Raw genomic sequence first — 20,499 nt, forward strand, 5'->3', positions numbered from 1 at the left:
TCAAGGACCATAAGACCATGACACTTTCTCACGCACTTCGTACAGGCGATCTTGCTTCGGTCAAATGCGCTATTGACGCCGGGGCCGACGTCAATGCTAGAGGCCCCGATGGTCTCACGCCGTTGATGATCGCGTCTGCGCTTGGGCAGGCACAAGCTGTTGCTTTGCTCCTGACTGCCGGCGCGGACGTGCTGGCGACGGAACCTCGTATGGGAGCAACAGCACTTCACAAGGCAGCACAGTCCGGCAGCGCCGACGTCATCGGAATGCTCTTGGACCACGGCGCCTTCATCGATCAGCAGTCGCCCGTTCTCGGTAACACCGCCTTGATGGATGCCGTGCTTCACAAGCACGAATCTGCCGTGCGGGTTTTGCTGTCGCGTCGCGCTCGGACCACGATACGGAACTACTGGCAACAGACCGCGCTCGAAATCGCCAAGCACGACGACCTCCAAGCAATCGTAGCGCTTATTGAGGAGCGGGATGAGGCGGATGAAGAGCACATCGCGGGCTTGTCGATCATCTCATCAGTCAAGGCCGGAAATATGGAGGAGGTGAAGCGATTGATCGCAGATGGCGCGGATTTTGAGGTTAGGGTGCCAATAACCGGGACGTTCGATGACGACTACACGCCTCTCGGTCTCGCAGTTCGCGAAGGCCATGCCGACATAGTGCGCGTATTGCTGGATTCTGGTGCAGATCCTCGCCGTACCATCGGTCTCATGCGTGGTTCGCCACTTCATGACGCTGCCTACTTCGGAAAGGTGGATCACATCGATATTCTGACCTCATCAACAAAGCAGGGGGACACACAGGTTGAGCTCGATGCACAGGGTCCTTACAATGGCCTGACCGCGTTGCACGATGCCGTGTGGCATGGATATGTGGATGCCGTAGCATCCCTGGTACGCGCCGGTGCTCGCCGTGATTTGAAAACCCACTCGGGCCTGACACCCCTAAGCCTCGCTACTCTCTACGGCTACGACCGGATCGTTGAAATCCTGAGCAGCGACACTCAGCAGACCACCTGATCACGCCACATCGGAAATTGCGTTTGTCGCAGCAAGTGCCGCGGCGACGCATGAGGGGCGATGAGCCTAAGCACGAATTCTCTGCCGGGATTGTTAGCAGCTCTTCATTGCGTTCAGCGCGAGGGGGAAGCGTCCTCTCAATCTCAAGCCCGACGTCGCAACCGCGTTGCAAGCGCGGATGTCGCGATGGCAGGAAGCGACAAGGCGAGCAAAAAAGGGAGGCCGATCATTATTGAAGTGTCGTTGTTTGCAACGACCAACGCAGGCAACTGCGCGAATGTGATTATGGCTCCTGCGTACCACAATTTACCGGAAAACCACGCGATTACTCCAGATATGATTACTGATAAAGGATAGGCAGCGTACCAGTACGCGGTGGCATCCCAAGGTTCATTGACGTCGCCTAGATGACAAACGACTTGCCAGAAAAATATGCCAAAGATCAATGTTACGACCGGTGCTGTCCATCGCGGGTTCATCATCATCGGATCAAAGGCACCTTATCGAAATGAGATACTCGGATGATAGGAGACTTCTGTTGCGACGAGAGGACACGCAGCTCCTGACTTTAAACACAAGCTGCTTTAATAGTANTTTCAATTTGGTCAAAGGGGTCGCGAAAGTAAATACCGATCACCGCCCGAAACTGAATCGGGATTTAAGACGAAAACGGCATAGGTTAGTTGCGGATTGATCGCAACCGCCCGCCTCTCTGCTCAATGTTTTGTCGCCCCGCGTCTGGAGGGCGAAGGGATGAGCGAGTTGTGCCGAGAGTTCGACATTTCGCCCATGACCGGTTACAAAATCTTCATTCGCTACAGGCAAGGCGGGTTGGAGGCACTGACGGACCGGTCCCGGCGGCCGGTGCGCTGTGCCAACCGGTTGCCTGATGCAATGAGATTATGATCGTCCCTGCCAAGAACAGCAAGCCACACTGGGATGCCAGGAAGATCAGGGAACTGATGATCAGGAAGCTTTTTGGCGACGTTCGAGTGCAGACGACCAATCATTTGCCGACGGACTATATGTGAAACATCCCCCGCCGGGCGATCGAGACGGCGCTGGGTCCCGCATCGGCCGCCGTTTGCTTCGCCAAGTTCAAAGTGCGGAGGTTGATCGCAGNCCCCCCCCGGGGGCTTTCCCAGCCAACTAGGAAGGATGGCCCGTCATATTCGATGTGAAGCGCGTGATCGATGACAAGGCCGGACCGGCCGCGACCAGCATACTCCCGCTTGGCACGCCTATGGTTGCCTGGCTTGCGGTGGGTGACGATTTTGCAGTTCACGCCCTCCCCTCGTGTTACTGCGCATGATTTGCCAAGGCGATAGTCTTGTTTACCTAGCAGTCATTTATCGGAACCAATAAAACGCCTGCATTGCCTGTTGTGCGGGTCACCTCTTCGAGGCTTTGCGGGTATGGCTACCGGGTTTCGACATGTCTGATTGAGCGTCAGCCAGCGCTGTTTCCAGCCACAGGGGTTGCGTCGGTCGTCAGCCGGTATTCCGACATTTCTGCGCGCGTGAGATAATAGAGCTGGTTCGGCGGGGTCTCCAGGGCATGGATCCACAAACCCGCGCCGATCCCCATTTCATCGAGATGTCGCGCGACACGCGCGGTGGTCGCCTGAGCACTGGACATCGCTTGCTCCGGTGACGGGCGGTCGATGCCGGCATTGAACACCTGATGTACGCCCACCACGGCATCTTTTTCGGCTGATCGTGTCGCGCCACCGGCAAACACAATTGGGCAGGAGGAGGCGCAGAGCGCCTTTTCCGCAACCTTCGTGGCGATATTCCTCTCCCGGATCAGCTTGGACATCGCAATGGCGTCATCGACCGAACCTCCCGGTGAGTTCAAAGAGACCAATTTGATATACTCGCCACGGGCCTCGACCTCGCTGGCAAAACGGCCGGCTGCGCCGGGTTCGATGGTGCCTTCGGCAACGAGTACGCCACCCGAGACAAGATTGAATGTCATCGGCTTGCGCAAAACTTCCTCCGGACTCGAGGGTTGGACTGGCGGCGCGCCAGGCGCCTCTGGCACGGTCGTCGGCGGGAGAAAGATCGGCACATCCGGCAATGTTTCAAGACCCGGTCGTGCCGCTTCGGCCGTGCTGATCTCCCGGATGTCGATTACCAGAAAGACGGCCGCAGCCGCGAGCAGCAAATAGAAGGCGCCGCGCATCAGCACGCCGTCGTCCATGTTGATCAAGGCCTTTAGCGCGGATGCCGCTTTCACGTCGCGGGACCTTTGCGCGGCGTTTTGTTGATACCGAGACTCGTGATGTTGTTGGCCTCCGTGTCGTCCTTGGCTTCGGCAATGGCATCTTCTGTGGCCTGCACTTCGGTGGCTGACATGGCTTCCGCGGCAATGGCCTTCTGTATCGCCAGCGTCTGCATCAGTTCTGCCACGGTGATCCGTTCGGCGAACGGCATGGTCTCTTCCTGCCTGCGGATTGCACCATTCACCACGGCCAGAATGAACACCAGGACACCTGGCAACAGGTCGATGGAAATTGCCCCTGCCCATGCGGGAATGAAGTCGGAAGCATAACGCAGAACGGCTTCGGCAGACGATAGCGGCACAAAACGCCGCTCGGCCACGGGAGCACGCGAGAGAATTTCGTCGGCGGCGTCGGACAGCACCTTGGATTGCGCCGCAACCGAGGTGCGGATGGTTTCCATCACTCGGTCCTGACGGGTGATCAGATCCTGTTCGCCACCGTCCGGGATCGGAGCGATGAAGCCAAGCGAAAGATCGTCGGCCGCACGGCGGATGGAGGGAGCGATCGAGGTTTGTCCCAACGAGGTAATGACGCCGGTCAGGGCCACGACTTCCGACGAGAACTTGTCTGCGCGTGGCTCCACGACGCCGGGTGCAGAGACGAGACCACGCATGGTCTCGAGGCGTTTCTGGCCTTCGTTGAACAGGCTGGTAACCTGCTCACGCGAGGCATTGATGCCGNTTTCCAGTTCGTTCAGTTGCGACGACATCTGCGACAGCAGTGAAACAACGCTGCCGGAACCGGTAGTGCCGGTCAGCGCGCCGGACTGTCGTTCGGATGCCGCAAGCTGGGTGAAACGCTCCTTGGCGCGTTGAATGTCCGGCAACAGGCTCTGTGCGGCCAGCGCATTCTGGTGCGCCTGATCCAGATCTTCTGTGTAATCCTCGACCGTTTCCGCAAGATGCTGTTCAAGTGCCGCCGATCCTGCGAGCGCAGCGGCATTCAACCAGCTCGACATCGCCAGGATCATCACGCAGCCAACGGCCATCACCGCCAGCATGGCGGTGCGGCTGGAACGGCTGGTGACGTGCGGATAAAACCGCGCCATGTAGGACCAGAAGGCATAGATACCGACGGATACCGACGCGGAGTAGATGATGGCGGCNAAAAAGACCGCCGTCGGCGATCCGTCCAGAATGCTGCGCACACCCAGATAGGTGTAGACGCCGGAAGCGAGTGCGAGAACGGCAAGGGCGAAACGTGTCATCGTTTCGACCGCCGCCAGGCTTTCCTTTAAGCGATGCGATGCGCCAAGCGCCATGGGCGATCTCCGGAAGAGGAATGTATTCCTTAACCGTGCCTCAAAATTCGGCTAATTCAAGGCTGCCAAAACATGAGGCTCCCGCAGTGCACCATGGCTGATCAACTTTTGGTTATTCCTGCGTGAAAGCAGCCGCAGTATGCGCTTTCTGATGCGAAAGCACAGGCGGGCAAAATTGAGCCGCCCGCCTTCAGGCGATATCGAAGCGCTGGCGACCAAACGGAGCCCCGTGTTTTCACGTAAAGCGCATACACCGCCGATACATTTTCGTCATCGGCATACAGTTTCACGTGCGGCCCTCCGTGAATTAATCTTAGTAAATTTGCTGAAGTCATGGTCGCAAGGGACGAGTGAATCCTGGAAGTCTCCGACCCTGTCGGCATCTCGCTCAGGCCCGCGGTCTGTTCAACAGATGTGTTTGAGCGTCATCGGGAGGGTCGCGACCGTCCCGATGAAGCTAAATCGTTTATTGCNTTTTTGCGGAGACGGACTTGGCGGCTTGGTCAATGGTGTCGGAGATGACCGCTGGTTGCGTCATGAACAGGGCATGGCTTGCCGACACCTTGGTAACTTTCGCATTGATGCGGTCTGCCATGTGAATCAGCATTGCCTGGTCGAAGGCTTTGTCCTCGGTGGCAATAACAGCCCAACTGGGCTTGGTGCGCCAAGCGGCATTTTCGAGCTTCGTGGCGAACGCCGACATGTTGATCGGAACCTGAGAAGAGCTCATGAACGCGGCTTCTGCATCGCTGACATCGTGCGCGAAACCGGCCTTGAACTTCGCCGGGCTGACATAGCCAAAACCATCCNTTGTCGTCTCGATGACGAATTCCGATGCGGGCGCAAATCCTTCGTATTGCTGGGCCGTACTTTCACCCGCATCCGGGGAGAGAGCAGAGACATAGACGAGGCCTGCAACCTTCTCATCGATGCCAGCTTCAGTGATGACAGTTCCACCCCAGGAATGTCCGACGAGAATGGCCGGACCATCTTGCCGCTCGAGCGCACGCTTGGTGGCGGCAACATCGTCTGCAAGGGACGTCAACGGATTCTGCACGATGGTGACGCGGTAGCCACGTTTGGTCAGATTGTCGTAAACACCCTTCCATCCGGAACCGTCGGCAAAAGCACCGTGAACCAGAACGACGTTTCTGACGGATTGATCTTTGGGAATGATGTCGGCGGCATTCGCTGCCGGCAGTGCAACCGACAGTGAGGCTGCAGCTGCGATCGCGGAAATTGTGGTGATGGACTTGCGTGTCATGACTTTCTCCTTTTTTTAATTACGATAACTATTATCGCGATATCTATTAAGTTTCACATCTGGATAACCGCGTCAACATAATTCTTATCGCGATATTGGNTTTCGTGATAAGTTCGATTATATGGATGTCTACAGGAGTTCAAAATGACCCAACGCCATAACGATCCCCCGCCTCTGCACGACCAATTGTGCTATGCGATCTACACCGCCGGCATCGCAATCCAGCGCGCATACAAGCCCCTTCTCGATGAGCTTGGGCTGACTTATCCGCAATATCTCGTCCTGAACGTTCTCTGGGCGGAAGACGAACAAACGGTGGTTTCTATCGCCGACAAACTAGCTCTTGAGTCCAGCACGTTGACACCGCTTCTGAAGCGCCTTGAAACCGCCGGACACTTACGTCGGACGCGCAACGTGAACAACGAACGGCAGGTACTGGTTGGGCTGACAGATCTGGGTCNTGCCTTGCAGCATAAGGCAGGTAGCCTCAGCGACACCTTGCTTGCAGCCTCGACGCAGACACCACCGGAACTCGCTGCGTTGAATCGCGACGTGCGGCATTTGCGTGATGCGATCTACTCCCAGATTGGCGGATGGGACGCACCCGCCTGACCTGCGATGGCGTGTGGTGGCCAAATGCTCAAGCGGTTGGCACGGTCCCGCCGTCAATCACGTGCTCGGTTCCGGTAATCGACGCGGCTCGATCCGATGCAAGGAATGCAATCAGATCGGCGACCTCTTCTGGTTTGGCCGGGCGTCCGAGCGGTATGCCGCCGAGGGAGTTCATGATCACCTGCACTGCGGCTTGATACTCGATGCCGGCTTCCTTGGCGATGCGCAGGGCAAGACCATTGGCACCCGGATCGGCGATCCAACCCGGAGAGACCCGCACCACCCGGACGCCCTTCGGAGAAACCTCCTTGGAGATGCTCTTGCTGTAAGTGTTGAGAGCTCCCTTGGCCGAAGCATAGCCGGTCGTCGCCTCGGGTAGCGGAAGGTTTCTCTGGATCGACGTAACGTGGATGACGACACCGCTTCCCTGAGCGATCATCCCGGGAATGAGAGCGCGATCCAGTCTGACTGCCGGGAAGAAGTTGAGGTTGAACTCTTTCTCCCATTCGGCGTCGGTGAGCGCGGCGAAGCCGCCTGACGGGGCCGAAGAGCCGCCCAGCACGTTCACGAGGATGTCGAGACCGCCGAGTTCTCGCTGTACCGCATCAACGACGGCCTTAACCCCCGTCNGGGTGGTCAGATCGGCTTCGACAAACGCCGCTCCGGAGAAGTCGGCGGGCTTCTTACGAGCGGTGGTCAATACGCTGGCGCCGAGCTCATTGAACAGTGCCACGGTTGCAGCGCCGGCGCCCGAGGTCCCGCCGGTGATCAGAGCGCGACGGCCCTGCAAGGTGAGAAACTGTGTCATACGGTGATCTCCAGTTCGGCGACCTTGTCGTTCGCGAGGACGAAGAAGAAGCGCAGATTGATCGGGCTGCCCGGGAAATCGCCGACGGCATGGGCCGTTACCTGGGATTTCCCATTTTCGGTGGCAATGAAGAAGGGTTCGACCGTGTAGCTGTATTGCTGAGCTTCATCAGCCATCCATGCGCGGATGGCATCACGGCCTCGGTGCGTGAGGCCTTTATCTTTCACGATGCCGTTCTCGGTGAATGTTGCAGCGATCGCATCCGGGCTGCCTGTCCGGTCGGCCTCGAAATACGCTTTGATGGCCATGGGAAGTTTGATCGTCATTGGTTCCTCCAATTTTAATTCCAACCTCTGCCAGTTGAGGGCGTCGCCCCTTATGGGGTCGGTGTAAGCAGTCTAAGGCGAGTTGCTTGACACGATAACTGGGATAAAAGAGGATGAGGAATTGCGAAAAGAGGGATAATGACACGCTCTGTACTTGTCGATTTAGACGCCGTTCTCAGCATCGCGCGCTTGGGCTCGTTTCGAGCCGCCGCGCTCGAGCTCGGCATGTCCACGACCGCATTGAGCAATGCCATCGCAAAGCTTGAGCAGCGCCTGGGCGTGCGCCTGTTCAACCGTACAACGCGTAGCGTTTCACTTACCGATGCGGGAAAGACATTTGTCGAACGGGTCGGGCCGGCTATGACGGACATCCACGACGCTATGCTCACGGTCCAATCGCTCCAGGAAACTCCGACGGGCACTTTGCGGATCAATGCTTTCGCGACAGCAGCCCGAGAGGTAATCGAACCGCTCATATTGTCGTTCATGCAACGCTACCCTCAGGTGCATATCGATCTGGTCACGGAGGGACGGATCGTTGACATTGTTGCGGCGGGGTTCGACCTGGGCTTGAGGCCGGCCGATCTAGTGCCGACCGACATGATCGCTGTGCCACTCGGTACCAAGCGCAGCAACGCCGTTGTCGCATCACCCGAGTTCCTGCGCACTCATGGCCGCCCAACGGTGCCAGCCGACCTATATCGGTTTCGCTGCATCCGTGCGCGCCTGCCCAACAACGCCTTGTTTCGGTGGAAATTTGAAAAGGATGGGAACGCTGTCCAGATCGATGTGCAAGGCTCAATAACTCTCGACGAGTCAAGCCTTGTCAGGATAGCGGCGCAAAATGGAGTGGGCCTGGGATACATTATGGAGGCAGATGTGCGCGACGACATTGCGACCGGTCGACTGGTGCGCGTTCTAGAGGATTGGACGCCCTCCCTAGCACCGCTCGCGCTGTATTACGCTGGTAGAAAGAACCCACCGGCTGCCTTTAGCGCGTTCATTCAGGCGGCGCGCGAATTTGCGAAGGGGCAATTACCCAGTGCTTAGATCAACGTCTTCTCGACATGAAGATACGTACCCAAGATACTTTTACGTCATCCGTCTTGCTGGGAAGAACAGTCCGGAAAATGACTGCTATCCGGCCAAGGACAGGGACCTGCATCCTATGCACGTAGACACTCGCTGAGATTTAAGGTGTTCGGNAAATCAAATGGCAGGAAATGGCCAAATCAAGAGGCGCAGTTACCGCCTTGAAGGAATCGATCCCACGGCGGTGAATATAATTCTGCTCGACAAACAGATATGTAACTCTCATCCCTCCCGACAGAGGCGTGGATTTCAACACCAAATGGTGCTAATGTTAACTCCTCAACTTAAGAGGTCTGGGCATGCGATCTACCATCAATCTCGACGACAACCTTATCGAGAGGGCTAGGTCCCTCACTGGGACGAAGGCAGCCCAGTGATACTGGTAGACACCTCAATCTGGATAGATCACTCCCGCCACGGAGATGCAGAGCTACGAAAAATTTTCGAAGACGACCAACTGTTTGCCACCTGTCGTGATCGGAGAACTCGCGCTTGGCAACCTACAGGACCGTCATGCCGTAGTAGCGTGTCTAGCCGCGCAGCCCGAAGCATTGATCGCCTCTCACGACGAGGTGATGACTGTAATTGACCGACACTCAATCTTCAGCACGGGGATCAGACATACGGACGTGCATTTGCGACCGTCCGCGTTAATCGACCATCGAGCACTCTTGTGGACCAGAGATAAGCGCCTTACAGCGGCGACGAAAAAGACGGGCGCCACACTTCATGTACCAATCGACACACCGACCTAGCACAGTGTCAAACCGTATTGAAATTCAGTATAACGCCTGCACTGGATCAGAACCAACGCCCCTCTTGTTAAAACGCCATCAGAGTAAAAGAACTCACCAGAGCTGAAGCCTACATATTGAGTTATTCTCTTGGACTATCACGGTGAGCTCTGCAGCGATCCGAAATCGATTGTACACTGCATGGACTGAGGTGCCACCCGCGCTCGCAGTGAAAATACGTCATAACGAGCGGAGATTTGCATGGAACAATCGCCGGAAACCAGATCAGCTCTAGGTGAGAAACCCACGAGGAATGACATCTCCGGTGCATCCAATCGNTTTTTTGAGGAGCCGATCTGCCGCAACTGCGGTGAGCCCCTGCGTGATAAATATTGTCATGTTTGCGGACAGAAGAAAGCACAGAGGCTGAACTCTTCACACCTGCGCGACGAGGTTTGGGAGAAGCTTCGATGGTTTGAAGCCGACATGGCGAAATCTGCCTTTCGCGTCGTCACGAAGCCTGGCGCCGTTGCCCGTGAGTATGTTCTTGGTCAGCGGAAGAGCCACACGCATCCACTCAAACTGCTTCTCGCAGCGATTGTCGTGCTGCTGTTGGTAATTGCGCAGGTTGACTACCTCGGCAGCCAGGACGAGCGGCTCAGCAAAGCAGTGGCATTGGTGCAATCATGGTCAAAATGGTCGTTCTCACTTGGCATCTTGGCAATATTGGTTGCATCAAACATCGCTTTCTGGGCGCGGCAGGGGTTCAATTTTATTGAACACCTAGTCCTGGCGACGTATGCGCATTTCGTCATTATCGTTGCCAACACCATCAATCTGTCACCGCTACTGCTCGATTCCACCGCAGAAATTGTCAAGTCTCACCGTTTCTACACCGGCTATTATATGCCCTTTGTGGAAATCGGGATCGTATTTTTCGCTTTCGGACAGTTTTTCGCCATTGATTGGCGACAACAATGGTGGTGGCCCGCGATCGGAGCGGGCCTGTTCTACTTGTCGAAGGAGGGTCTCTTCTATCTTTATGCACGCGCCGTAATTCGTATCGTTATCGCGCAACTTTCCTGACTGAAGCGAAGACATGAAAGGAAGACACCATGAGAGCCTTATTTCTGTGCGCGAGCGTGGCCGCGGGATCTATCCTGACACAGGGTGCATCTGCTGCGAATTCTACGAGTTTCTGGCCAACGCAGAGCGATAAGGCGATATGCGACTCCATGTTCTCGAAACTGGATGAAGCTGAACGAGGCACGCTTATTGCGCAGGCCCAGCCTCCGACATCCTCCGAAGATAAAGAGGCGAAAAAGGACAATGCGGACGCGAGCAAAGTCGACGAAAATGAACTGACCACGCAGCTTTCCGAAATGCTGCAAGCCTGTTCCTATGATGGTAAGGCATTAAAGGTCGATGCGAGGACATTCAAGGCCTCCACCGAGGCGAACGGGACCGCCGCTGTCTCCCGGATCATGCGCTATACCGGCCTGCCACAGAACTTCACAATCACGGAAAGCGCAGTGCCGAATGCTGCCGCACTGATCGTCATGGGTAAGGACGGCGTTCCGAAGCGGGTCATTGCCTACAACCGGCAGTTCATGCAGGAGGTTGCGCGCACCACGGGAGACCACGACTGGAGCGGAACCTCAATCCTTGCGCATGAAATCGGCCACCATCTTTCCGGCCACACGCTTTTGCCGGGCGGCAGCAAGCCGCCGATAGAATTGGAAGCCGACAAGTTCTCAGGCTTCGTTCTCTTCAAGATGGGGGCCACTTTGCCGCAGGCGGAGAAGGCGATTGCCACTCTGGTCCCGCNGGCCGATGGGCCAACCCACCCCGGACGCAAGAGACGGCTTGATGCCGTCAAGGCAGGCTGGGCACAATCCTGCGAACAGCAACAAGAAAACTGCGATGGTGATCTAGCCGTCGCTTTAGCGGAGCCCCCTGCACGACATGTCGAACAGAGCGTGCCGGAGGCGCCAACCGTTGCTGAAGTTCCGGCAATCGCATCCAATCACCCCGATACGGCCCGGATGCCTGATATTCCGGGTCCGTTGGATGACATGTCATCGTTGAACCCCAGTGGCGGCTCCAAGACCATCGGCCCCGCTGCCATTGACCGTTTGCCCAAGCTCTCAGCCGAAGCAATGCCATCAAAATTCGACCGTTTTGTCTATGACGAGGTAGGCGTGTTCGACCCGCTTGTACGCGACAAATTGCAAACGATCGCCTTTCAGTTCGCNGCGGCCGCCGATGTCGAGGTGGTCACCGTTGCAGTCAGGGACCTGCAAGGTCGGGATCCTGACCAGTATGCGCTGGACTTCATGCGACAAATGCGGGTCGGAAAGCTGGATGTAGGCAACGGCGCCGTTCTGGTGGTCGCTCCGGACATAAAACAAGTTGGCGTGGCTCTGGGGCCTGGCCTGCAGGTTCNTTTCGNAAACGACGACTCGCCAAGGCGCCGATTACAAAGCTTTGTTGATCAGATATCTCNAAGGGTATCTGCACNAAGGATTAGTTCGACACTTGCGGGCGCGGCCTACCGCGTGATGAACCAATCAAAGCCACTCGAGTGGTCTGTGCGCTATCCGACNTTTGCAGATTATGATGCAGCGAAACGGAGAAACCAGGCCGACCATGCGAGCGGCACGATACCGTTCGACCCGGCTAGGGACGCAGTCTTCCAAAAGCTTCTACGGTTCGAGGCGAAGATCGTTTCCAAATCACCTGATATGAGCGACCGTAACTTGGCGGTCAACGAACCACGCTCTCGCTTTATCGGTCCTGCTATGCAGGTGCGGACGCCGGACGGCAAAGATGTGGTGCTCTATGTCAGCGACGCCGTTCCGACACTTATGCCGGTGCCGTTGGAAGAAGGAAAACATTACGCCTTCATCGCACGTGATACGATCCTCAGAACGGGTGCGCCACAACTCGACCTGATCAGCTATGATCTGTTGCAGTAGATAACGAACAGGGGCGTGGACGTTCGTGCTGACCGGTTCGAACGCCTGGCCTTTCGATCCAAATGGTAACGGTATCCGCGTCAACGTCATCTCGCTTGGCGCAACTCCTCATTGTCTCTGTCGTCATGTCTGCCATCCTTCCAAGCGAGTAGATTGAACGCAACAATCTTCAAACAAGAATTCTCGCTTGGGTAAGGCGGAAACCAATCCAACTATCCAATCCGTCTTAAATCGTCAGCCGTGTAATCATGCTTTATTGGAGCCTTTAAAGACGTAAGTGTTCTCGGCGGAAAATTCTGGACTGAAAATCTCGTCGAGCAAATTCAAGACACGTTGCACACCAGGGTTGGCGCAGCGGTAGTAAATGGTTTGGGCGTCTCTCCGGGTGTTTACTAAGCCGTCGGACCGCAGTTTCGCCAGATGCTGAGAAACAGCGGATTGGCTCATGCCTATCTTTGAGCAAAGCTCGCCGACAGACATTTCANTTTTTGAGAGGGTCGAAAGCAGTTCGAGGCGCACAGCATTTGAAAGGTTGTTCAGCAATCGTGCTTTTGAAGCATTTGAGTACATTCCATCGGGCTCCATAGCGAGGCACTCTGTGCACCGAGCGATAAACTGGAATAGAAAAAACCAACTTGGTAAGTCTCTCCAGACAAACTAGCGCTATTTCAGCAATATTGAATACCACAAATTGAGATGTAAATGCGAGTTCGTCAACCACAAATTCGCCTGTGAAAATCGTTNCCCCCTGTTTGANGGGGTANTTTCCACGCGAATCGTTGAGTATTAGCCAACATTAGATGAGACTTAGACATGGGACTTTTATCGATGAGGCATAAGCTCTTTTCCGTAACGAACGGAGGGTTCTACACGTGGGACATCGTGGAAAATAAGTTTTGGGCGGACAGGCGTTATTCAGAGATCATGAATGTTGATTATTCGGAGGTTGATCGCGGGCTTCCCGCGGAGAGTTTCCTTGAGACCGTCTATCCGGATGATCGAGCAGGTGTCATTGAACGGATGNAAATGACAGTCATTGACAGGCAGCCGTTCGACATTGCTTATCGCGTAAAGCGGGGTAACACGTTTGTCCTCGTGAAAGATTATGGCCAGTGCATGAGATCGATTGGTGGTTATGCTACTCNTTTCACAGGGATCGTCTTCGAAACATTAGAAGCAAAATCGAGCGCATCGGCAAGCAACTCAAACCATCAGCGCCCCTAGCCTCTCCCATCAACATGCTGAGCTTCAAAGATACTCCAACTGGCTCTCAGAGAGACCGAGGGCGATCCTTCCGCCATCGGCGCTGCGCTGCTGCCGCTAAGAGTGCGCTATTTCACCTGATCCCGGGCATTAGACATGTTTGCGGCTGAGTATCNTTTTCCACACGGGCGCAATCAAAGTGCCCATGGCAGCGACGGCAACGGAACCGATCATGATGGCGAGCACAGCCTGCTGGGCAGATGTCGCGAGCCAACCGACGACGGACGGAGCGAATGAGATGGCAGAAACGACCGCAGCGGAAACATCGTTGATGAGGTGTTCGGGACCAGAATAACTAAGCTGGGCAAGCCCGTGCACCAAGATACTGCCTCCGACCCACAGCATCGCCGCAGTGCCGGCGGCTGCAAGCACTTTGAGGAAGATAGGCATGCCGTAGACGAGACCGCGACCGATGACCTGAAGGACCGACGATGAGGTCTTGGCCATCGCAATGCCAACGTCATCTGCCTTAACGATAAGCGCGACGAAACCGTAAACGGCAAGCGTGATCAGAATACCAACGGCGGCGAGCACGAAGCCCTGCATATAGACACTGGACTGCGAAACATCGGCCAGCGTTAGCGCCATGATTTCCGCTGAAAGGATGAAATCGGTGCGAACCGCGCCGCTGACCTTCTGGTTTTCAAGAGCGACCGGATCGAGCTCTTCACCCAGAACCTGCTTTTCGTGACCGTGCGCAGCATGCGGGAAGAAAACCGCATAGAGCTTTTCGGCCCCTTCGTAGCATAGGTAGACCCCACCGACCATGAGCAGCGGTGTAATGACCCACGGCGCAAAATAGCCGAGAAGGAGCGCGGCCGGCAGAAGAAACACAAGTTTGTTCTTCAACGAACCCAATGCAATGCGGGCAATGATCGGCAGTTCACGGGCGGGACTGAGGCCGACCACATATCGCGGCGTGACGGCAGCATCATCAATGACGACACCTGCTGCTTTACCAGTGGCCTTGGCCGTTTGCGCCGCAACGTCATCGAGTGACGCAGCAGCCAGCTTTGCAATTGNCGCGACATCATCGAGAAGCGCTATGAGACCTGTTGCCATGAAAAATGCAGCCTTTGTATTTTGAAATAAATAAACATGAATTCGCATCCATCACGGAACGAAGACAGAGATCGCCTTTTCCCTGATATGAAACGTCACGGGTGTATTGGTCTTTAACTCGCCGTCGAGATTGACTGCGCGCGGCTTGCTGGTGCGAATCGTTAGATGCTTTGTCGAGAACGACCGGACATCGCTCCAGTCGCCATGCGTACCCTTGCGCAAGCTTGGCAAAAGCGCCAGCAGCCTCCACCAATGGTCGACCTCGAGACTGTAGAAATCCAACATGCCGTCTGTCGCAGTGGCATCCGAATGCACGGTCATGCCACCACCATAAAAGCGCCCATTACCGACAGCCACCTGCAAGGTTCGCAGTTCTTCAGTCTGACCGTCATGCTCGAGCGTTGCGGTGAACAGCCGTGAACTGGCGAGCAACCGGGCAGCGACAATGCCGTAACCCAGTTTGCCCCAACGCTTCTTGGCTTTCTCAGTCAGCGACGTTGCCAGATCGGCACTGAAGCCGACACTTGCCACATTGAAGAATGGATGCCCGTTCGCTTCGCCGAGGTCGATCCTAGTCGTGTTGCCTTTAGCGATGACATCCACCGCCTGAGCAAGATCGAGCGGCAGGCCAATGGTGCGTGCGAAATCATTTGCCGTTCCAAGCGGAAGAACACCCAAGGGAAGCCCCGCTTTTAAAAGTCCCCTCGCCGCCCCGTTCAGGCTACCGTCACCACCGCCGACGATGACACGATCTACCAAGCCAATATGCTCTTCTATCGCCTGGGACGTCGTACCCGTATAATCGGCGGGTAGCTCGGTGAAACGGATTTCAGCTTCCTGCAGCAACCGTCGCACCTCGGGCAGACTGTCTTTTCCTCTGCGGGAATTCGGGTTGACCAGCAACAAGGCTGCTTGTGACGTCATACTCTCAGTTTCTGCGCGCGTTTGCGAAGGTTAGAATAATAGCTGGTTGTTCACTTTCAAACAATCGACCGCTTTTTATATATGCACTGCAGCATCCGTCTTCAATGGCATGCTTGGGCGGCACACTCGCCATGTGCATTTACGGNAAAGAAGACAAGATTGACGGTTTCCACGTCTCGANTTTTTTTCACGATTCCGGCTCTTAATCCGCCTTAGTTCGACGTAAAGGCAAGTGGAAGGAAGCACGCTCTACTGTCCAGTCACCAAGCAACGGGGCGTCATCGGCCCTACATATCCGGCTCAAGGCCTTAAACCTGTTCTCGAAGAGAACCAGATGACAGTTATCGCCTCATATGTGTACCGCGCGGGCGACGGGCAGCGGACGTTCCCTTGAACGATCAGCCTTTTGAGACGGACGGCAAGGCACTCGCCTGAAGGGTAGTCAAGTCCCAAAAGTCGAGATTTATGGCGAACAGCCACGGAGTACGGACAGCCTCATCTGCGGGTCGACTTTTCTTATTACGGGCAGCTGTGGGCGTGATCTGATCCGCAACAATCACCATCATCACAGCTAAATTTAAGGTTCGACAGAGGCGATCTTTATGCTTGCAAAATCTCTCAACCGGCATCATGAGCGATGAAGCCGGGGACCTGTTCTTCAAAGAACTTAGAGAAGGAAGCAATTCGGGGCGGCAGCGCTTGATAGGGTGGATAATAAAGCGTCAGCCACAGGTCCGTTGGTTTCCATCCGGGTAAAATATGGACGAGTTTTCCAGACCGCAGATGTTCCGCAACATGAAACGTCGGAAGCAATGCCACGCCATTGCCGTCTGCCGCCATTTTCGCCAGCACCTCGCCACTATTGGCGCTGAACGTTCTGCCCGCTGAGATGCTGGCGCTTCCGCTGCCATCGGAGAGTATCCAGTTCTCCCGCCTGCTTTCGCCGCTATAGGCAAGGCAGTCGTCGGGCGTCAGTTCGCTCGGATGCTGCATATCCGCAAATCGACTGCCCGGAGCAGCGACCAGAATGCGCTTCACCACGCTGATTTTACGCCAAATCGTGAACTTGTCCGATGGTGCTGCCGAAATACGGATCGCCAGATCGTAATCGTCATCGATGATGTTAACCAGACCATCGCCGAGGGACACTTCGAAGCTGATCTTTGGATAGCGCTTCTGGAACCCTGACAGAATAGGCGGCAGGACCTGCTGGCCGAACCACGTGGGCGCGCTGATGCGCAGGCGGCCATGGTCGGCCTTGTGGGTGTTCATCACGTCTTTTCGGGCGTTCTCCAACGCCTCAAAGGCGGGCTGTATCTGTGCCGCGTAGATTGCCCCGTCGGTCGTCAGAGATACCTGCCGGGTCGTGCGCACGAAGAGTTGCACGCCGAGATCGTCCTCAAGTGCCGCAATGGCGCGCGTCACAGCCGCTGGCGTCATATCCAGTTCCCGCGCGACCTGAGCGAAGTTGCGCTTTTCCGCAGCCATCAAAAAGGTTCGCAGCGCCTTGTAGTCGTTCATCGATTATTTCACCCAAAGCAATTCATTGATAATTATTATTGCAATTCCGGCGCGTGATCAACTGGCTTAGATTTCAAATCACACCAGACAGCGACCTCAGAAAAGGAAGGCCACCAGCACGATGTCACTTTCAGACAATCGGTCGGCATAACCTTCAAGACTTAACGCCGCCCCTCCTCCATTCCCTTAGTCAACACATCAAAGGAAAGACGACATGTCCAACAAGCTTCAGGTTCTAACGCCCCAGAACAGCCAGATCATCTTCATCGACCAGCAGCCACAGATGGCCTTTGGCGTGCAGTCCATCGACCGGCAGGTATTGAAGAACAATGTCGTCGGCCTTGCCAAGGCGGCCAGGATTTTCAACATTCCGACGACGATCACCACTGTTGAAACCGACAGCTTCTCGGGCAACACTTTCCCTGAACTGCTAGCCGTCGTGCCAGACAATGACATTCTCGAACGCACCTCGATGAATTCCTGGGATGACCAGAACGTACGCGATGCGCTCGCCAAGAATGCAGCTGACGGTCGCAAGAAGATCGTCGTCGCCGGTCTGTGGACCGAAGTCTGCAACACGACTTTCGCACTCTCCTGCATGAACGACACCGATTATGAAATTTATATGGTTGCCGACGCCTCCGGCGGCACCTCTATGGATGCGCACAAATATGCCATGGACCGCATGGTTCAGGCCGGTGTCGTCCCCGTTACATGGCAGCAGGTTCTTCTGGAATGGCAGCGTGATTGGGCTCGCAAGGAAACCTACGATGCCGTCACCTCCCTGGTGAAGGAGCATTCCGGCGCTTACGGCATGGGCATCGACTATGCCGTCACCCACGTTCACGGCGGCACTGAGCGCGTCAGCCATGGCAAGCGCATCGGCCCGAACCCAGCCGCCATCTGATTTGAAGCAGCCCCGCCTGAATTGTCGGGCGGGGCAATCATTTTGGAAAAGGAACGCATCGATGAAAATCTACCTGCTCTCGCTTGCCGTCGGCCTTCTGGTTGGGGTTATTTACGGCCTTCTCAATGTCCGATCGCCCGCCCCGCCCGTCATCGCTCTCGTCGGTCTTCTGGGCATTCTCGTTGGCGAACAGATCGTGCCGCTCGCAAAGACGATCTGGAACAAGGAGCCGGCAGCGGTCTCGTGGCTCAACCACGTCAAGCCGCACATGTTCGGCCATATGCCCAAGGGCGGGCAGGCTACTGCCGATCTTGCCGCCTCCAGACAAGACGCTCCCGAAGGTAAAGGCTGATGACGACGCGCCGCACGTTCCTTGGTGCGGCTTCCAGCCTCGCCTTGTCCAATCTCTTCTCGTCGGCCAAAGCCGCGGATCCAAACAAGACCGGAGCAGACACCATGCATCCCGATATCATCCTTCACAATGGCCGCGTTACGACGCTTGATCGCGCCAACCCCAATGCGACGGCTATTGCCATCAAAGACAGCCTTTTTTCCGAAGTGGGCAGCGATGGCGATGTCATGGCACTTGCCGGACCGGAAACGAAGATCATCAATCTCAAAGGTAAGCGCGTTCTGCCCGGCCTGATCGACAACCATACCCACGTCGTGCGTGGTGGGTTGAATTTCAACATGGAACTGCGCTGGGACGGCGTCCGCTCGCTGGCCGATGCCATGGATATGCTCAAACGGCAGGTGGCGATAACACCCGCCCCGCAGTGGGTGCGTGTCGTCGGCGGTTTCACCGAGCACCAGTTTGCAGAAAAACGCCTGCCGACAATCGAAGAAATCAACGCTGTCGCGCCTGATACGCCCGTCTTCCTGCTGCACCTCTATGACAGAGCGCTTCTGAATGGCGCGGCCCTTCGTGCAGTTGGCTACACCAAGGATACACCTGAACCGCATGGTGGTGAGATTACGCGCGATCTCAATGGCAATCCAACTGGGTTGCTGCTGGCCAAGCCAAACGCCGCCATTCTCTATTCCACCCTTGCCAAGGGCCCGAAACTGCCGCTGGATTATCAGGTCAATTCGACCCGTCATTTCATGCGGGAACTGAACCGATTGGGCGTTACCGGCGTGATCGATGCCGGTGGCGGTTTTCAGAACTACCCGGACGATTACGAAGTCATCCAAAAGCTTTCCGACGAAAACCAGATGACGGTTCGTCTCGCATACAACCTGTTCACGCAAAAGCCGAAGGAAGAAAAAGAAGACTTTCTCAAATGGACGCAGTCGGTCAAATACAAGCAGGGCAATGATTACTTCCGGCACAATGGCGCTGGCGAGATGCTCGTCTTTTCCGCCGCCGATTTCGAGGACTTCCGCCAACCAAGGCCCGAAATGGCGCCGGAAATGGAAGGTGAACTGGAAGAAGTGGTGCGGGTTCTGGCCGAAAACCGCTGGCCATGGCGTCTGCACGCCACCTATGACGAGACGATCACCCGTGCACTCGACGTGTTCGAAAAGGTCAACAAGGATATTCCGCTCGAAGGTCTCAACTGGTTCTTCGACCATGCCGAGACGATTTCAGATCGCTCCATAGACCGCATTGCAGCGCTTGGCGGCGGTATCGCCACCCAGCACCGCATGGCCTATCAGGGCGAATATTTCGTGGAACGCTACGGTCACGGCGTAGCCGAAGCCACTCCGCCCATCGCCAAGATGCTGGAGAAGGGCGTCCATGTTTCAGCCGGTACCGATGCAACCCGCGTCGCCTCCTATAATCCCTGGGTATCGCTATCGTGGATGGTGACGGGAAAGACCGTTGGCGGCATGCAGCTTTATCCACGCGCCAACTGCCTTGACCGTGAAACGGCACTTCGGATGTGGACCGAAAAGGTCACGTGGTTCTCCAACGAGGAGGGCAAGAAGGGCCGCATAGAAAAGGGTCAGTTTGCGGACCTCATCGTGCCGGACAAGGACTTTTTCTCCTGCTCCGAAGACGAAATTTCCTTCCTGACCTCGGATCTCACCATGGTCGGTGGCAAGATCGTCTATGGTTCGGGTGACTTCAAGGCACTGGATGAAAACGACGTGCCGACCGCTATGCCGGACTGGTCTCCCGTTCGAAAGTTCGGCGGTTACGCCGCATGGGGCGAGCCGGAGGGTGCAGGTGCACGTTCCTTGCGGCGCACCGCGATTTCCAACTGCGGCTGCGCCAGCGATTGCGGTGTTCACGGTCACGACCACGCAGGTGCCTGGACGTCGAAACTGCCAATTGCCGATCTCAAGGGCTTCTTTGGCGCGCTGGGTTGCTCGTGCTGGGCGGTGTGATTGTACCTCCTCTGACGGACGGGCCCCATGGCCCGTCCGCATCTCAATATTGTNAAAAACGCAATTAAATCGAAACTATTGATGCAATTGCTGGCAGC

General features: G+C 56.0%; 18 protein-coding genes and 3 pseudogenes. 12 read left to right on the forward strand and 9 right to left on the reverse strand.

Translation table 11 applies throughout. The annotated features are described in order from the left end of the window. Positions 1-17 precede the first annotated feature (17 nt). The 3 genes and pseudogenes from CUC55_RS04255 to CUC55_RS23530 form a co-directional block, all read left to right on the forward strand. Positions 18-1,031: an ankyrin repeat domain-containing protein gene (locus CUC55_RS04255; RefSeq protein ID WP_067653235.1), complete on the forward strand. Its 1,014-nt coding sequence runs from the start codon at positions 18-20 to the stop codon at positions 1,029-1,031. Positions 1,032-1,217: 186 nt separating this feature from the next. Beyond that, the gene (locus tag CUC55_RS22675) at positions 1,218-1,388 is read left to right on the forward strand and encodes a hypothetical protein (protein WP_157940909.1); all 171 of its coding nucleotides are present in this window, start codon (positions 1,218-1,220) and stop codon (positions 1,386-1,388) included. A gap of 333 nt (positions 1,389-1,721) precedes the next feature. Beyond that, positions 1,722-2,053, forward strand: a pseudogene (locus tag CUC55_RS23530) (helix-turn-helix domain-containing protein); the annotation flags it as partial. A 427-nt stretch (positions 2,054-2,480) separates the two neighbouring features. Here CUC55_RS23530 and CUC55_RS04275 read toward each other — a convergent pair. The 3 genes from CUC55_RS04275 to CUC55_RS04285 all read right to left on the reverse strand — a co-directional run bounded on the left by CUC55_RS04275 (position 2,481) and on the right by CUC55_RS04285 (position 5,840). Next, positions 2,481-3,269 (reverse strand): COG3904 family protein, encoded by a 789-nt coding sequence (locus CUC55_RS04275; RefSeq protein ID WP_067653229.1) that lies wholly within the window; start codon positions 3,267-3,269, stop codon positions 2,481-2,483. Next, positions 3,266-4,576, reverse strand: a complete 1,311-nt coding sequence (locus CUC55_RS04280; RefSeq protein ID WP_103087064.1) for a hypothetical protein — start codon at positions 4,574-4,576, stop codon at positions 3,266-3,268. The genes CUC55_RS04275 and CUC55_RS04280 overlap by 4 nt, the downstream gene beginning before the upstream one ends. A gap of 466 nt (positions 4,577-5,042) precedes the next feature. Next, complete coding sequence (locus tag CUC55_RS04285) at positions 5,043-5,840, reverse strand: alpha/beta fold hydrolase (RefSeq protein WP_103087065.1); 798 nt, start codon at positions 5,838-5,840, stop codon at positions 5,043-5,045. Between the two features lie 144 nt (positions 5,841-5,984). Between CUC55_RS04285 and CUC55_RS04290 the strand changes: the two genes are divergently transcribed. Continuing rightward, positions 5,985-6,452, forward strand: a complete 468-nt coding sequence (locus tag CUC55_RS04290; protein ID WP_103087066.1) for a MarR family winged helix-turn-helix transcriptional regulator — start codon at positions 5,985-5,987, stop codon at positions 6,450-6,452. Between the two features lie 28 nt (positions 6,453-6,480). Here the strand turns inward: CUC55_RS04290 and CUC55_RS04295 are convergent, their stop codons facing one another. After that, positions 6,481-7,260 carry an SDR family oxidoreductase gene (locus tag CUC55_RS04295; RefSeq protein WP_103087067.1) on the reverse strand — a complete coding sequence of 260 codons (780 nt, stop codon included), beginning with the start codon at positions 7,258-7,260 and terminating at the stop codon, positions 6,481-6,483. Then, positions 7,257-7,586, reverse strand: a complete 330-nt coding sequence (locus CUC55_RS04300) for a nuclear transport factor 2 family protein (RefSeq protein WP_067653219.1) — start codon at positions 7,584-7,586, stop codon at positions 7,257-7,259. Before CUC55_RS04300 ends, CUC55_RS04295 begins: the two co-directional genes overlap by 4 nt. 138 nt (positions 7,587-7,724) lie before the next feature. On the opposite strand from CUC55_RS04300, the gene CUC55_RS04305 reads away from it, so the two are divergent. The 5 genes and pseudogenes from CUC55_RS04305 (at position 7,725) to CUC55_RS23535 (ending at position 12,390) form a co-directional block, all read left to right on the forward strand. Beyond that, the gene (locus CUC55_RS04305) at positions 7,725-8,636 is read left to right on the forward strand and encodes a LysR family transcriptional regulator (protein WP_067653217.1); all 912 of its coding nucleotides are present in this window, start codon (positions 7,725-7,727) and stop codon (positions 8,634-8,636) included. Between the two features lie 341 nt (positions 8,637-8,977). Then, a pseudogene (locus CUC55_RS04310) lies at positions 8,978-9,043 on the forward strand (type II toxin-antitoxin system VapB family antitoxin); the annotation flags it as partial. 8 nt (positions 9,044-9,051) lie between these two features. Further along, positions 9,052-9,433 (forward strand): annotated as a pseudogene (locus CUC55_RS23105) (type II toxin-antitoxin system VapC family toxin). Between the two features lie 465 nt (positions 9,434-9,898). Beyond that, positions 9,899-10,498, forward strand: a complete 600-nt coding sequence (locus tag CUC55_RS04320) for a DUF3667 domain-containing protein (RefSeq protein ID WP_425352738.1) — start codon at positions 9,899-9,901, stop codon at positions 10,496-10,498. A 1,073-nt stretch (positions 10,499-11,571) separates the two neighbouring features. Then, positions 11,572-12,390 (forward strand): TPM domain-containing protein, encoded by an 819-nt coding sequence (locus CUC55_RS23535; RefSeq protein ID WP_425352739.1) that lies wholly within the window; start codon positions 11,572-11,574, stop codon positions 12,388-12,390. A 246-nt stretch (positions 12,391-12,636) separates the two neighbouring features. Here CUC55_RS23535 and CUC55_RS04330 read toward each other — a convergent pair whose 3' ends face one another. From CUC55_RS04330 to CUC55_RS04355, 4 genes are all read right to left on the reverse strand, one after another. Next, complete coding sequence (locus CUC55_RS04330) at positions 12,637-12,975, reverse strand: ArsR/SmtB family transcription factor (protein WP_425352732.1); 339 nt, start codon at positions 12,973-12,975, stop codon at positions 12,637-12,639. 768 nt (positions 12,976-13,743) lie between these two features. Next, positions 13,744-14,715 (reverse strand): DUF808 domain-containing protein, encoded by a 972-nt coding sequence (locus CUC55_RS04340; protein WP_103087092.1) that lies wholly within the window; start codon positions 14,713-14,715, stop codon positions 13,744-13,746. A gap of 51 nt (positions 14,716-14,766) precedes the next feature. Further along, on the reverse strand, positions 14,767-15,639 hold the full coding sequence (locus tag CUC55_RS04345) for a lipid kinase (protein ID WP_067653208.1): 873 nt from the start codon (positions 15,637-15,639) through the stop codon (positions 14,767-14,769). 618 nt (positions 15,640-16,257) lie between these two features. Then, on the reverse strand, positions 16,258-17,160 hold the full coding sequence (locus CUC55_RS04355) for a LysR family transcriptional regulator (protein ID WP_067653204.1): 903 nt from the start codon (positions 17,158-17,160) through the stop codon (positions 16,258-16,260). Between the two features lie 214 nt (positions 17,161-17,374). Between CUC55_RS04355 and CUC55_RS04360 the strand changes: the two genes are divergently transcribed. The 3 genes from CUC55_RS04360 to CUC55_RS04370 all read left to right on the forward strand — a co-directional run bounded on the left by CUC55_RS04360 (position 17,375) and on the right by CUC55_RS04370 (position 20,401). Further along, on the forward strand, positions 17,375-18,067 hold the full coding sequence (locus tag CUC55_RS04360; RefSeq protein WP_067653202.1) for a hydrolase: 693 nt from the start codon (positions 17,375-17,377) through the stop codon (positions 18,065-18,067). A 61-nt stretch (positions 18,068-18,128) separates the two neighbouring features. Continuing rightward, positions 18,129-18,419 carry a XapX domain-containing protein gene (locus tag CUC55_RS04365; RefSeq protein ID WP_067653200.1) on the forward strand — a complete coding sequence of 97 codons (291 nt, stop codon included), beginning with the start codon at positions 18,129-18,131 and terminating at the stop codon, positions 18,417-18,419. Continuing rightward, positions 18,419-20,401, forward strand: a complete 1,983-nt coding sequence (locus tag CUC55_RS04370; protein ID WP_067653198.1) for an amidohydrolase — start codon at positions 18,419-18,421, stop codon at positions 20,399-20,401. The genes CUC55_RS04365 and CUC55_RS04370 overlap by 1 nt, the downstream gene beginning before the upstream one ends. Positions 20,402-20,499: the final 98 nt, after the last annotated feature.

The sequence above is a fragment of the Agrobacterium bohemicum genome, from assembly GCF_002896715.1.
GTDB lineage: Bacteria > Pseudomonadota > Alphaproteobacteria > Rhizobiales > Rhizobiaceae > Agrobacterium > Agrobacterium bohemicum.

Coding starts and splice junctions, on each gene's coding strand:
- CUC55_RS04255 (WP_067653235.1), top strand. CDS start 18: ATGACACTTTCTCACGCACTTCGTACAGGCGATCTTGCTTCGGTCAAA.
- CUC55_RS22675 (WP_157940909.1), top strand. CDS start 1,218: ATGGCAGGAAGCGACAAGGCGAGCAAAAAAGGGAGGCCGATCATTATT.
- CUC55_RS04300 (WP_067653219.1), bottom strand. CDS start 7,586: ATGACGATCAAACTTCCCATGGCCATCAAAGCGTATTTCGAGGCCGAC.
- CUC55_RS04305 (WP_067653217.1), top strand. CDS start 7,725: ATGACACGCTCTGTACTTGTCGATTTAGACGCCGTTCTCAGCATCGCG.
- CUC55_RS04320 (WP_425352738.1), top strand. CDS start 9,899: ATGGCGAAATCTGCCTTTCGCGTCGTCACGAAGCCTGGCGCCGTTGCC.
- CUC55_RS04345 (WP_067653208.1), bottom strand. CDS start 15,639: ATGACGTCACAAGCAGCCTTGTTGCTGGTCAACCCGAATTCCCGCAGA.
- CUC55_RS04355 (WP_067653204.1), bottom strand. CDS start 17,160: ATGAACGACTACAAGGCGCTGCGAACCTTTTTGATGGCTGCGGAAAAG.
- CUC55_RS04360 (WP_067653202.1), top strand. CDS start 17,375: ATGTCCAACAAGCTTCAGGTTCTAACGCCCCAGAACAGCCAGATCATC.
- CUC55_RS04365 (WP_067653200.1), top strand. CDS start 18,129: ATGAAAATCTACCTGCTCTCGCTTGCCGTCGGCCTTCTGGTTGGGGTT.
- CUC55_RS04370 (WP_067653198.1), top strand. CDS start 18,419: ATGACGACGCGCCGCACGTTCCTTGGTGCGGCTTCCAGCCTCGCCTTG.